This window comes from Streptomyces sp. NBC_00539, assembly GCF_036346105.1.
Lineage (GTDB): Bacteria > Actinomycetota > Actinomycetes > Streptomycetales > Streptomycetaceae > Streptomyces.
Map to the genome: position 1 here is coordinate 1,659,156 of NZ_CP107811.1, position 13,533 is coordinate 1,672,688.

General features: G+C 71.4%; 6 protein-coding genes and 1 riboswitch. Of the genes, 2 read left to right on the forward strand and 4 right to left on the reverse strand.

Annotated features, from left to right (window positions below; genetic code table 11):
* The first annotated feature begins 277 nt into the window (after positions 1 to 277).
* A riboswitch (cobalamin riboswitch) is annotated at positions 278 to 377 on the forward strand.
* 53 nt (positions 378 to 430) lie between these two features.
* Positions 431 to 4,039 (forward strand): cobaltochelatase subunit CobN, encoded by a 3,609-nt coding sequence (gene cobN, locus OG861_RS07225; RefSeq protein WP_330261510.1) that lies wholly within the window; start codon positions 431 to 433, stop codon positions 4,037 to 4,039.
* A 319-nt stretch (positions 4,040 to 4,358) separates the two neighbouring features.
* Positions 4,359 to 6,575, forward strand: coding sequence for a terpene synthase family protein (locus OG861_RS07230; RefSeq protein WP_330261511.1), 2,217 nt, complete (start codon positions 4,359 to 4,361; stop codon positions 6,573 to 6,575).
* A gap of 95 nt (positions 6,576 to 6,670) precedes the next feature.
* Here OG861_RS07230 and OG861_RS07235 read toward each other — a convergent pair whose 3' ends face one another.
* From OG861_RS07235 to pucD, 4 genes are all read right to left on the reverse strand, one after another.
* Complete coding sequence (locus tag OG861_RS07235; RefSeq protein ID WP_330261512.1) at positions 6,671 to 7,912, reverse strand: YncE family protein; 1,242 nt, start codon at positions 7,910 to 7,912, stop codon at positions 6,671 to 6,673.
* Positions 7,913 to 8,104: 192 nt separating this feature from the next.
* Positions 8,105 to 9,268: an XdhC family protein gene (locus OG861_RS07240; protein WP_330261513.1), complete on the reverse strand. Its 1,164-nt coding sequence runs from the start codon at positions 9,266 to 9,268 to the stop codon at positions 8,105 to 8,107.
* A gap of 72 nt (positions 9,269 to 9,340) precedes the next feature.
* Positions 9,341 to 10,804: an NCS2 family permease gene (locus OG861_RS07245; protein WP_329199345.1), complete on the reverse strand. Its 1,464-nt coding sequence runs from the start codon at positions 10,802 to 10,804 to the stop codon at positions 9,341 to 9,343.
* A 323-nt stretch (positions 10,805 to 11,127) separates the two neighbouring features.
* The gene (pucD, locus tag OG861_RS07250; RefSeq protein WP_330261514.1) at positions 11,128 to 13,533 is read right to left on the reverse strand and encodes a xanthine dehydrogenase subunit D; all 2,406 of its coding nucleotides are present in this window, start codon (positions 13,531 to 13,533) and stop codon (positions 11,128 to 11,130) included.

Genomic DNA, 13,533 nt, shown 5'->3' on the forward strand with positions numbered 1-13,533 from the left:
CCTGATCTGCGGCGCCCGCCCCCCGGGCCCCCAACTCCCCCTCCAGCCCCCGCCGCCCCTCTCCGGCCCCGGCCGCCCTCCAGCCCCGGCTGCCGCATCCGGCCCCGGCCGCCACCATCCGGCCCCGCCGCCACAATGCAGCCCCGCCGGCGTTTGAGGCGCGGGGGCCCGGGGGCAGAGCCCCCTCAACGAACCGCACCCGCACACGCACCCCCGCCACCCCGCCCCGGCCCCAGCCCACCTAAGATGACCCCCGGCGGAGCCACACGGCCCGCCATCGCCGAGGACGGCGACATGGGAGGAAGCCCGGTGCGATTCCGGCGCGGTCCCGCCACTGTGAACCCCGCGGAGCATCCGGCAGGGTGAGTCAGGAACTCCCGCCGTCCACACTGCCCGGGGCGCGGAAACCCCGAGGAAGGCCTGCCGCCGCATGATCCTGCTGCTGTCGACGTCCGACACCGATCTGCTCAGCGCCCGCGCAGCCGACGGGCCCGTCCCGTACCGGTTCGCGAACCCCTCCCGCCTTCCCCTCGACGACCTCCCCGCCCTCCTCGACGGGGTCGAGCTGGTCGTCGTACGCCTCCTCGGCGGCCTCCGCGCCTGGCAGGACGGCCTCGACCTGCTCCTGGCCCCCGGCCAGCACCGCCCGGTCGTGGTCCTGACCGGCGAACAGGCCCCGGACGCGCAGCTGATGGAGGCCTCCACCGTCCCCATCGGCATCGCCGCCGAAGCGCACGCCTACCTCGCCCACGGCGGCCCCGCCAACCTGGACCAGCTGGCCCGCTTCCTCTCCGACACCGTGCTCCTCACCGGTCACGGCTTCGAGCCCCCCGCCGCCGCCCCCACCTGGGGCCCCCTGGAGCGCACCCCGGCCGGTACCACCGGTCCCCGCGTCGCCGTGCTGTACTACCGCGCCCACCAGATGAGCGGCAACACCGCCTTCGTGCACGCCCTCTGCGATGCCATCGAGGCCCACGGCGCCCGGCCGCTCCCCCTCTACGTCTCCTCCCTCCGCGCCCCGGAGCAGGAACTGCTCACCGCCCTGGAATCGGCGGACGCCATCGTCACCACCGTCCTCGCGGCGGGCGGCACCAAGCCCGCCACCGCCTCGGCCGGCGGCGACGACGAGTCCTGGGACGCCGGCGCCCTGGCCGCGCTCGGCGTGCCGATCCTCCAGGCCCTGTGCCTGACCGGCTCCCGCAGCACGTGGGAGGAGAACGACGAGGGCCTCTCCCCGCTGGACGCCGCCACCCAGGTCGCCGTCCCCGAGTTCGACGGCCGCCTGATCACCGTCCCGTTCTCCTTCAAGGAGCTCGACGACGACGGCCTGCCCGCCTACGTGGCCGACCCCGAGCGTGCCGCCCGCGTCGCGGGGATCGCCGTACGCCACGCCCGGCTGCGCCACATCGAGCGCCGCGACAAGAAGGTGGCGCTGGTCCTCTCCGCGTACCCGACCAAGCACTCCCGCATCGGCAACGCGGTCGGCCTGGACACCCCGGCCAGCGCGGTCGAACTCCTTCGCACCCTCATCGCGGCGGGCTACGACTTCGGTCCGACCGCCGACATCCCCGGCCTCGTCTCCGGCGACGGCGACGAGCTGATCCGCGCCCTGATCGAGGCCGGCGGCCACGACCAGGACTGGCTCACCGAGGAGCAACTGGCCCGCAACCCCGTCCGCATCCCCGCCGCCGACTACAAGCGGTGGTTCGCCGAGCTCCCGGCCGAACTGCGCGACAGCGTCAACGAGCACTGGGGCGAGGCTCCCGGCAGCATGTTCGTCGACACCTCCGCCAACCCCGAGGGCGACATCGTCCTGGCCGCCCTGCGCCGCGGGAACCTCCTGATCCTCATCCAGCCGCCGCGCGGCTTCGGCGAGAACCCGATCGCGATCTACCACGACCCGGACCTGCCGCCGTCGCACCACTACCTGGCCGCGTACCGCTGGATCCAGGCCCGCGAGGAGGACGGCGGTTTCGGCGCGGACGCGATGATCCACCTGGGCAAGCACGGCAACCTGGAGTGGCTGCCCGGCAAGAACGCCGGCCTGTCCGCCTCCTGCGCCCCGGACGCCGCCCTCGGCGACCTCCCCCTGATCTACCCCTTCCTCGTCAACGACCCGGGCGAGGGCACGCAGGCCAAGCGCCGCGTGCACGCCACCCTGGTCGACCACCTGGTGCCGCCGATGGCGCGCGCGGAGTCGTACGGCGACATCGCCCGCCTCGAACAGCACTTGGACGAGTACGCGCAGATCAGCGCCATGGACCCGGCGAAGCTGCCCGCCATCCGCGCGCAGATCTGGACGCTGATCCAGGCGGCGAAGCTCCACCACGACCTGGGCCTCGAAGAGCGCCCCGACGACGAGGGCTTCGACGACTTCCTCCTGCACGTCGACGGCTGGCTCTGTGAGGTCAAGGACGCCCAGATCCGCGACGGACTCCACGTCCTGGGCGGCGCCCCGACCGGTGAGGCCCGCGTCAACCTGGTCCTGGCGATCCTGCGCGCCCGCCAGATCTGGGGCGGTACGACGGCCCTGCCGGGCCTGCGCGAGGCCCTCGGCCTGGACGAGTCCGCGGCGACCCGCACCTCGGCCGACGCCGTGGAGGAGACGGCCCGCGCCCTGGTCCAGGCGATGGAGGACGCGAACTGGGACCCCTCGGCGGTGGCTTCGGTCGCCGCACCGTACTCGGCAGACGTCGCGGCGGTGCTGGACTTCGCCGCCCGGGAGGTGGTCCCCCGCCTCGCCGGCACCACGGACGAGATCGCCCACGTCGTGGCCGCCCTCGACGGCCGCTTCATCCCGGCGGGCCCCTCGGGCTCCCCCCTCCGCGGCCTGGTGAACGTCCTGCCGACCGGCCGCAACTTCTACTCGGTGGACCCCAAGGCCGTCCCCTCCCGCCTCGCCTGGGAGACGGGCCAGGCCCTGGCCGACTCGCTCCTGACCCGCTACCGCACGGACAACGGCGAATGGCCCGCCTCCGTCGGCCTCTCCCTCTGGGGAACGAGCGCGATGCGCACGGCGGGCGACGACGTCGCCGAAGCCCTGGCCCTCCTGGGCATCCGCCCGGTCTGGGACGAGGCCTCGCGCCGCGTCACGGGCATCGAGCCCATCCCCCTCGCGGAACTCGGCCGCCCCCGCATCGACGTCACCCTGCGCATCTCGGGCTTCTTCCGCGACGCGTTCCCGCACGTCATCGCCCTCCTCGACGACGCGGTGCGCCTGGCGGCCTCGCTGGAGGAGCCCGCGTCCGAGAACTACATCCGCGCCCACGCCCAAGCAGACCTCTCCCTCCACGGGGACGAACGCCGCGCGACGACCCGCATCTTCGGCTCCCGCCCGGGCACGTACGGCGCGGGCATCCTCCAGCTGATCGACTCCCGCGACTGGCGCACCGACGCCGACCTCGCGGAGGTCTACACGGTCTGGGGCGGCTACGCCTACGGCCGCGGCCTGGAGGGCCGCCCGGCCCGCGCCGAAATGGAGACCGCCTACAAGCGGATCACCGTCGCCGCGAAGAACACGGACACCCGCGAGCACGACATCGCCGACTCCGACGACTACTTCCAGTACCACGGCGGCATGGTCGCCACGGTCCGCGCCCTTCGCGGCACGGCCCCCGAGGCCTACATCGGCGACTCCACCCGCCCCGAGACGGTCAAGACCCGCACCCTGGTCGAAGAGACCTCGCGCGTCTTCCGCGCCCGCGTGGTGAACCCCAAGTGGATCGAGGCGATGCGCCGCCACGGCTACAAGGGCGCCTTCGAACTCGCGGCGACGGTGGACTACCTCTTCGGCTACGACGCCACCACCGGCGTCATCGCCGACTGGATGTACGACAAGCTGACGGAAACCTACGTCCTGGACCCCGAGAACCGCGCGTTCCTCGAACAGGCCAACCCCTGGGCCCTCCACGGCATCGCGGAACGCCTCCTGGAGGCCGAATCCCGCGGCATGTGGGAAAAGCCGGACCCCCAGATCCTCGAATCCCTCCGCCAGGTCTACCTGGACACGGAAGGCACCCTGGAATCCGAGGCCGAATAACCCCGGCGCAACACCCGCACAAGGGCCCCGGTCGTCCCACGCCCGGGGCCCGCACCATTCCCCCTGAACGACCCCGTCGACGGACGCAACCCGGCCGTCCTCCAGCGGGCATCGGCAGTCGGCGCCGGATGAATCCGCGGTGTCACGGCCCCATAGCGGCCGTGACACCACGGCGTTCGGGGATCGGCGACTTCGTCACCTGATGCGGTGAACCGCCCCTTGGGGTGGGGTCGAGCGGGGTAGGGCAGTGCTGATCTCGTGCGGGGGGCCGGGGATTTGAGGGCCCCTCCGCGCCTCGGACGGAAAGGCCCTACACGCCGTGACACAGCCGTTTCAACTGCCGGATTTCTACGTGCCCTATCCGGCGCGACTGAACCCGCACCTGGAAGCCGCCAGGGCCCACGCCAGGCAGTGGGCCCGCGACTTCGGGATGCTGGAGGGGTCGGGCGTCTGGGAGGAGCGGGACCTCGACGCGCACGACTACGCGCTGCTGTGCTCCTACACCCACCCGGACTGCGACAGCGACGCGCTGAACCTGGTCACCGACTGGTACGTGTGGGTGTTCTTCTTCGACGACCACTTCCTGGAGACGTACAAGCGCTCCCAGGACCGCGCGGGCGCCAAGGAGTACCTCGACGGCCTGGCCGCCTTCATGCCCATGGACCTGGCCGACGGCTTCCCCGAGCCGGCCAACCCCGTCGAGGCGGGGCTGCGGGACCTGTGGCTGCGGACGGTACCGGCCATGTCGATGGACTGGCGGGAACGATTCTCCCGGTCGACGAAGAACCTCCTCGACGAGTCGATGTGGGAGCTCGCCAACATCGGCATCGGCCGGGTGGCGAACCCCCTCGAATACATCGAGATGCGCCGCAAGGTCGGCGGCGCCCCCTGGTCGGCCGGACTGATCGAGTACGTCTGCGCCGAAGTCCCGGCACGGGTCGCGCACTCGCGCCCGCTCGGCGTGCTGCGGGACGCCTTCTCCGACGCCGTGCACATCAGGAACGACATCTTCTCCTACGAGCGCGAGGTCGGCGACGAGGGCGAACTGTCCAACGCCATCCTGGTGTTGGAGACGTTCCTCGGCTGCACCACACAGGAGGCCGCAGAATCCGCCAACGACCTCCTCACCTCCCGCCTCCAGCAGTTCGAGCAGACCGCGCTCGCCGAACTCCCCCAGCTCTTCGCCGACCACGCCATGGACCCCGCCGAGATCGCGGCCGTCCTCGCCTACGCCAAGGGCCTCCAGGACTGGCAGTCCGGTGGCCACGAGTGGCACATGGTCTCCAGCCGTTACATGAACAAGGAGGCCCGGCCCACCGCCCCGCTCTCCCTGCCGTTCCTCCCCAGCGGCCTCGGCACCACCGCCCTCGACGTCCGCTCGATCCTGGAGCCCCGCGCGATGGAGCTGCGCCGGCGCAGCTTCACCCACGTCCCGTACGAGCGGACCGGGCCCTCCGTCATCCCGGACGTCTACATGCCGCACCGGCTCGGCCTCAGCCCCCACCTGGCGCACGCCCGCGAGGTGTCGGTGGCCTGGGCGCGGCGCACGGGCATGCTGGACCCGCAGCCGGGCGATCCCGGCTCGGCCATCTGGACCGAGGAGAAGCTGCGCGGCTACGACTTCGCCCTCTGCTCGGCCGGCCTGGACCCCGACGCCTCGCCCGAGGCGCTGGCGCTGAACGCCTCGTGGCTGACCTGGGGCACGTACGGCGACGACTACTACCCGGTGGTGTTCGGGCGCGGCAGGAACCTGGCCGCCGCCAAGGCGACCACCGCCCGCCTGATCTCCATGGTGCCCGTCGACCACGCCGAGCAGCCCGCGCCGGCCACCGTCATGGAGCGCGGCCTCGCCGACCTGTGGGTGCGCACCAGCGCCGGCATGTCCACCGGGCAGCGCACCGAGTTCCGGGCCACGCTCGTGGACATGCTGGAGAGCTGGCTGTGGGAGGTGGACAACCAGGTCCACCAGCGCATCCCGGACCCGGTGGACTACGCCGAGATGCGCCGCCGCACCTTCGGCTCGTACCTCACCATGTACCTGTGCCGCCTCGGCCACCAGGGCCGGGGCGTCCCGGAGGAGATCTACTCCTCGGGCACCATCCGGTCGCTGGAGAACGCCGTCGCCGACGCCGCGTGCCTGATCAACGACATCTTCTCGTACCAGAAGGAAGTGGAGTTCGAGGGCGAGTTCCACAACTATATTGTGATCACGCGGAACTTCTTCGGCATCGGCTATCCGGAGGCGCTGCACATCTGCCACCAGCTGATGACGCAGCGCACGGAGGAGTTCGAACACATCGTCGCCAAGCAACTGCCGCTGCTCTATGACGACTGGAAGCTGGGCGAGGAGGCGCGGGCCGCTCTGGACGCCTACGTGCATGAACTGGAGGACTGGCACGCCGGCATCCTCAACTGGCACCGGAAGATCCGCCGTTACCGCCCGCAGGACCTGCAACGGCTGCCGGACGGCCTGTCCACCGGCGTCCTGGACCCCGCCTTCGGCATGTCCGCGGCCCGGCTCTCCCTGCCCGCCTGACCCCCGCGGCGCGGGGGCGGTCCGCTCGGCCGCCCCCGGGCCCCGGGCCCCCGAGGACTCCACCACTTCCACCGGGACGACCCGCGCCCGGTCGGTCAGCGCGCCGCCGGTCCGCTCCAGCCGGCCGGGACGTGCCCGAGCCTGACCCGCTGCGGATGGTCGCCGACCGGGACGGAGACCCGCTTGGTCCCGGTGGCGAAGTCGATGGCGGTGACCCGGTCGGCGCCGCTCTCGGAGATCACGCAGGCGCTTCCGTCACCGTCGACGGTGGCCCAGTACGGCTTCACGGCGGGCACGGGCGCGGCTTCGGTGAGCGTGGCCCGGTCCACGATCGTCGCGTAGTCGTCCATGGTGCCGGCGACGCAGAGCTTCGCGCCGTCGGGGCTCATCGACAGCCCGTGGTGGCGCGAGTCGTTGACCCAGGTGGTGCGGTCGGTGCTGGTGGCGGGATTGCCGGGCAGTTCCTTGATCCGGGTGATCCGGTCGGCGGTCACGTCGTACTCGACCACGCCGTTGAAGAAGGACACCTGGAAGTAGACCTTCGACTCGTCCGGACTGAACGACATGGGCCGCACGGCGTCCGAGAGGTCCGGGCGGCCGAAGGCGTCCAGGCGTTCGCGCATGTCGATCACCCGGACGGTGCGGAAGGTCTGGGTGTCGACGACCGTGATCTTCCGGTCGCCCTTCGTCCAGTCCAGCCAGGGCGCGTCCAGCGCGGAGGTCACGTCGCCGATGGAGCTGTTCCACAGGTAGCGGCCGCCCTGCGTGAAGACGTTCTCGTGCGGCTTGTCCCCGGTGGTGAAGGAGCCGACCTGCCGGCCGGTGGCGATGTCGAGCACGTGCACGGTGTTGGCGGTCGAGGCGGAGACGGCGACCCGGGTGCCGTCCGGAGACAGCGCCATGTGGTCGGCGCGGTACCCGGCCACGGGGAAGCGCCAGTTGATCCTCCCGGTGCGGGCGTCGAGGGAGACCACGTCGGCGAAGCTGGGCCGGGAGGCGACCACCGCGGAGCCGTCCGGGGTGGTGTACATGTCGTCCACGAACTGGTCGTGGCCTTCGCCCGCCGTGGCGCGGATGCCGAGGAAGAAGCCGAGCTTCACCGGGTTGAGGTAGATCTCCCGCAAGCGCTCGTCCTTGTCGGGGATCACGTTGATCCGGCCGACCTTGGCGAGATCGCCGGTGGAGGCGAGCACATCGGCGGTGCCTTCCCAGTTGTTCCCGACGAACAGCACCTCGCGCGGCGCGGAGGATCCGGGCTGCGGTGCGGGCGCCGCGCCGAGCGTGGCCGCGGCCAGGACGCAGGCGGACAGCAGGGCACGTGCGGGGAACCGGGGCATTCGCTCAACTCCGTTGCGGGAAGGCGCCGTTACCGGCCGGTAAAAATAGGTGCAACGCCGGAAGGGCGCAACCCCCGCGCAGTACCGGCCTCAGGCACGGCCCCCGCGCGGCGCCTGCCCCGGACACACCCCCGCGCAGTACCGGCCTCACGCCCCCGCGGCACACCGCGCAGGCCCGCATCCGCCCGCCCGTCAGGCGACGAAGCCGATCCGGCCCGCCACCGTCCGCGCACCCTCGCGGTGGATCGGTATCCCGCCACCCGTGAGGGCCGCGCCGGAGCCGCCGCGGCGGTTGGCGACGATCTCGGCGGCGATGGACAGCGCGGTCTCCTCCGGGGAGCGGGCGCCGAGGTCCAGGCCGATCGGCGAGCGGAGCCGCGCGAGTTCCAGTTCGGACACGCCCGCCTCGCGCAGGCGCTCGTTGCGGTCCTCGTGGGTGCGGCGCGAGCCCATGGCGCCGACGTACGCGACGGGAAGTCTGAGGGCCGTCTCCAGCAGCGGGACGTCGAACTTGGCGTCGTGGGTGAGCACGCACAGGACGGTCCGGGAGTCGATGGTCCCGCCGTCGACCTGGGCCTCCAGGTAGCGGTGCGGCCAGTCGACCACGACCTCGTCCGCCTCGGGGAAACGGTTCTTCGTGGTGAACACCGGCCGGGCGTCGCACAGGGTCACGTGGTAGCCGAGGAACTTGCCGATCCGCACGAGGGCGGACGCGAAGTCGATGGCGCCGAAGACGATCATCCGCGGAGGCGGGACGCTGGACTCGACGAGCACCTTGAGCGGCTCTCCGCAGAGCCGGCCGTCGGCGCCGATCTCCAGCACGCCGGTCCTCCCGGCGTCCAGCATGGCGCGGGCTTCCTCGGCGACGGTGCGGTCCAGCTCGGGGTGCGCGCCGAGGCCGCCTTCGTACGAGCCGTCGCCGCGGACTGCCACCACCCGGCCCATCAGCTCCGCCGGGCCCTCGGCGACCCGGGCGACCGCCGCCGTCTCCCCGCGGGCGGCGGCGGCCAGCGCGGCCGCGAGCACCGTCCGTACGGGAGAGCCCGGGAGAACCGGGGTGACGAGGATGTCGATGACTCCGCCGCAGGTCAGACCCACGGCGTAGGCGTCGTCTTCGCTGTAGCCGAAGCGTTCGGTGACGCTCTCGCCGTCCTCCAGGGACTGCCGGCACAGCTCGTACACCGCGCCCTCCACGCATCCACCGGACACCGAGCCGATCACCGTTCCCTCGCCGTCGACGGCGAGGGCGGCCCCGGGCTGCCGGGGAGCGCTGCCGCCGACCGCCACGACCGTGGCGACGGCGAAAGCACGACCCTGCTCGACCCACCGGTTGAGTTCTTCGGCGATGTCCAGCATGTTCGGCCTCCTCGGAGGGGTTCGGTTCCAGTATCGGATGCGTGGAGGGTCAGGTGCCGCTCACGCGCGCCGCTACTTCACGCCCAGCCAGCCCTCGATCGGGTGGAGCGAGAAGAAGACGATGAAGATGACGGTGAGCGCCCACATGAACGCACCGATCTCGCGCGCCTTGCCCTGCGCGACCTTGATGGCCACGTAGGAGATCACACCGGCGGCGACACCGGCCGTGATCGAGTAGGTGAACGGCATGAGCACCACGGTCAGGAAGACCGGAATGGCGGTCGAGCTGTCGGCCCAGTCCACGTGGCGGGCGTTCTGCATCATCATCGCGCCGATGACGACCAGGGCCGCGGAGGCGACCTCACCCGGGACGATCTGGGTGATCGGGGTGAAGAAGAGGCAGGCGGCGAAGAAGAGGCCGGTCACGACGGAGGCGAGACCCGTACGGGCCCCCTCGCCGACACCGGTCGCCGACTCGACGAACACGGTCTGGCCGGAGCCGCCCGCGATGCCGCCGATGGCGCCACCGGCACCGTCGATGAACAGCGCCTTGGACAGGCCCGGCATGCGGCCCTGGTCGTCGGCGAGCTTGGCCTCGGTGCCGACGCCGATGATGGTGGCCATCGCGTCGAAGAAGCCGGCGAGGACGAGGGTGAAGACGATCATGCCGACCGTCATGACGCCGACGTCGCCCCAGCCACCGAACTCGACCTTGCCGAAGAGCGAGAAGTCGGGCATGGAGACCGCGGAGCCCGAGAGCTCGGGCGCGCCGTTCTTCCAGGCCTTCGGGTCGACGTTCGCGACGGCGTTGATGATCGCCGCGACGACGGTTCCGCCGACGATGCCGATCAGGATGGCACCGCGGATCTTGCGGGCCTGGAGCATGAAGATGGCCAGCAGGGTCAGGCAGAAGACGAAGACGGGCCACCCGGAGAGCTGACCGGCGGCGCCGAGGGTGACGGGCGGGGCGAACTCCGCGCCGTTTCCGACGAAGCCGGCCTTGTAGAGGCCGATCAGGGCCACGAACAGGCCGATGCCCATCGTGATGCCGTGCTTGAGCGCGAGCGGGATCGCGTTCATGATCATCTCTCGGAGGCCGGTGACGACCAGGAGACAGATCACGACGCCGTACATCACGCACATGCCCATGGCCTGCGGCCAGGTCATCTGCGGAGCGACCTGCGAGGACAGCACGCCCGAGACCGACAGGCCGGCCGCGAGGGCGAGCGGCACCTTGCCGACGAAGCCCATGAGGAGCGTCGTCAGGGCGGCGGCGAAGGCCGTGGCCGTGATCAGCGCCTTCTGGCTCATGGTGTCTCCGGCGGCGTCCTTGCCGGAGAGGATCAGCGGGTTGAGCAGGAGGATGTACGCCATGGCCATGAAGGTCGTGACGCCGCCACGAATCTCATTGCCGACGTTGGACCCTCTGTGGGTTATGTGAAAGTACCGGTCGAGCCAAGAACGCCCGGCGGGGGTACGAGTGCCGTCGCCGGCCTCTTCCGCGGTGGTCTTGGGCTCCACAGACGACTGGGTCATGGTGCCTAACTCCCAAGGTTCATAGGGGCACCCGCATGGGGATTGAAGATCGCGGGATTTGGGATGGTGCGTTTGGCTGCACGACCCGGGGTGACGGCCCGAGGCGACGCGATGGTTACTGGGGTGATGCGGGGTACTGCGGTACTGCGGGGTACTGCATGGGGGGGTGCCGGTGGGACGGGCCGCGAGCGGTGCGGTCGGTCCCGTGTGTTCCGGACTTCGTACTCCGGGCGGTGCGGCTGGAAGTGTGACGTTCCCGTGTCACACCGCCCGGAGGATCCGTGGGGGTCGGTCCGGGGCCTCGCGGCCCGGACCACGCCGTCCTAGAGGGTGCCGGTGAGGGCCTCCGGACGGATCGGCGTCTTGTTGAGCTCCAGTCCCGTCGCCTGCCGGATCGCGGCGAGGACGGCGGGAGTGGACGACAGGGTGGGAGCCTCGCCCATGCCCCGGAGGCCGTACGGCGCGTTCGGGTCGGCGAGCTCCAGGACGTCGACCGGGAGGGTCGGCGTGTCGAGGATGGTCGGGATCAGGTAGTCCGTGAAGGAGGGGTTGCGCACCTTCGCGGTCTTCGGGTCGACGATGATCTCCTCCATGATCGCTACGCCCAGCCCCTGGATGGTTCCACCCTGGATCTGGCCGACCACGGAGAGCATGTTCAGCGCCTTGCCCACGTCCTGGGCGGTGGCGAGCTCGACGACCTTGACGAGGCCGAGCTCGGTGTCCACCTCCACCACCGCGCGGTGCGCGGCGAAGGTGTACTGGACGTGGCCGTTGCCCTGACCGGTCTTGAGGTCGAAGGGCACGGTCGGCCGGTGCCGGAACTCCAGCTCCAAGTCGATCGCGTCCTCGCCCTCCAGGACCTCGGCGATGTCCGCGAGGACCTCGCCGCCGTCGGTCACGACCTTGCCGCCCTCCAGGAGCAGCTCGGCGGTCGCCCACGCCGGGTGGTAGGACCCGTTCTTGCGGCGGCCGATCTCCAGGACGGCCTCGCGCACGGCCTCGCAGGTGTTCTTCACCGCGCCACCGGTCATGTACGTCTGCCGCGAGGCGGACGTCGAACCGGCGGAGCCGACCTGAGTGTCGGCCGGGTGGATGGTGACCTGCGTGACGCCCAGCTCGGTACGGGCGATCTGCGCGTGGACGGTGACACCGCCCTGGCCGACCTCCGCCATGGCCGTGTGGACCATCGCGACGGGCTCGCCGTTGATGACCTCCAGCCGCACGCGGGCGGTGGAGTAGTCGTCGAAGCCCTCGGAGAAGCCGACGTTCTTGATCCCGACGGCGTAGCCGACGCCGCGTACGACGCCCTCGCCGTGGGTGGTGTTCGACAGGCCGCCGGGCAGCGCGCGGACGTCCGCGCCCTCGCCGGCCGTCTCCCACTGGCGCTCGGGCGGCAGCGGGCGGGCCTTGACCCGGCGCAGCAGCTCGGCGACGGGGGCCGGGGAGTCCACGACCTGGCCCGTGGGCATGACCGCGCCCATCTCCATGGCGTTGAGCCGGCGGAACTCGACCGGGTCCATGCCCAGCTTCGCCGCGAGCTTGTCCATCTGGGCCTCGTAGGCGAAGCAGGCCTGGACGGCGCCGAAGCCGCGCATCGCGCCGCAGGGCGGGTTGTTCGTGTAGAGGGCGATCGCCTCGATGTCCACGTCGTCGATGACGTACGGGCCGGCCGACAGCGAGGAGGCGTTGCCCACGACCGCCGGGGAAGCGGACGCGTACGCGCCGCCGTCCAGGACGATCCTGCACTTCATGTGCGTGAGCTTGCCGTCCTTGGTGGCGCCGTGCTCGTAGTGCAGCTTCGCCGGGTGGCGGTGCACGTGGCCGAAGAAGGACTCGAAGCGGTTGTAGACGATCTTGACCGGCTTGTTGGTGGCCAGGGCCAGCAGGCAGGCGTGGATCTGCATCGAGATGTCCTCGCGGCCGCCGAAGGCGCCGCCGACGCCGGAGAGCGTCATGCGGACCTTCTCCTCGGGCAGCCCGAGGACCGGGGCGATCTGCCGCAGGTCCGAGTGCAGCCACTGGGTGGCGACGTAGAGGTCGACGCCCCCGTCCTCGGCGGGTACGGCGAGGCCGGACTCGGGGCCGAGGAAGGCCTGGTCCTGCATGCCGAAGGTGTACTCGCCCTCGACGATGACGTCGGCGCGCTTGCGGGCCTCTTCCACGTCGCCGCGGACGATCGGCTGGCGGTGCACGATGTTCGGGTGCGGGACGTGACCGGCGTGGTGGTCGTCGCGGCCCTCGTGGATCAGCGGCGCGCCCTCGGCGAGGGCGGAGGCCTCGTCCGTGACGAGCGGCAGCTCACGGTAGTCGATCTTGATCTTGGCGGCGGCCCGGCGGGCGGTCTCCGGGTGGTCGGCCGCGACGAGGGCGACCGGCTCACCGTGGTGACGCACCCGGCCGTCGGCCAGGACCGGGGTGTCCTTGATCTCCAGGCCGTAGTTCTTCACCTCGGCCGGCAGGTCGTCGTAGGTCAGCACCGAGTAGACGCCGGGCATGGCGAGCGCCTCGGAGATGTCGATCGAGACGATCTCGGCGTGGGCGACGGTGCTGCGCAGGGTCTGGCCCCACAGCATGTCCTCGTGCCACATGTCCGAGGAGTACGCGAACTCGCCGGTGACCTTGAGGGTGCCGTCCGGGCGCAGCGTGGACTCGCCGATGCCGCCCTTGTGGTGCTTCTGGGTGACGTTGGTCGGCGTACCCGCCGGGACCGTACGCGTGTGCTGCGCCAT

Bases quoted from the DNA above. Each gene is read 5' to 3' on its own strand.
- cobN (WP_330261510.1), top strand. From the start codon at position 431: ATGATCCTGCTGCTGTCGACGTCCGACACCGATCTGCTCAGCGCCCGC.
- OG861_RS07235 (WP_330261512.1), bottom strand. From the start codon at position 7,912: ATGCCCCGGTTCCCCGCACGTGCCCTGCTGTCCGCCTGCGTCCTGGCC.
- OG861_RS07240 (WP_330261513.1), bottom strand. From the start codon at position 9,268: ATGCTGGACATCGCCGAAGAACTCAACCGGTGGGTCGAGCAGGGTCGT.
- OG861_RS07245 (WP_329199345.1), bottom strand. From the start codon at position 10,804: ATGACCCAGTCGTCTGTGGAGCCCAAGACCACCGCGGAAGAGGCCGGC.
- pucD (WP_330261514.1), bottom strand. From the start codon at position 13,533: ATGGCGCAGCACACGCGTACGGTCCCGGCGGGTACGCCGACCAACGTC.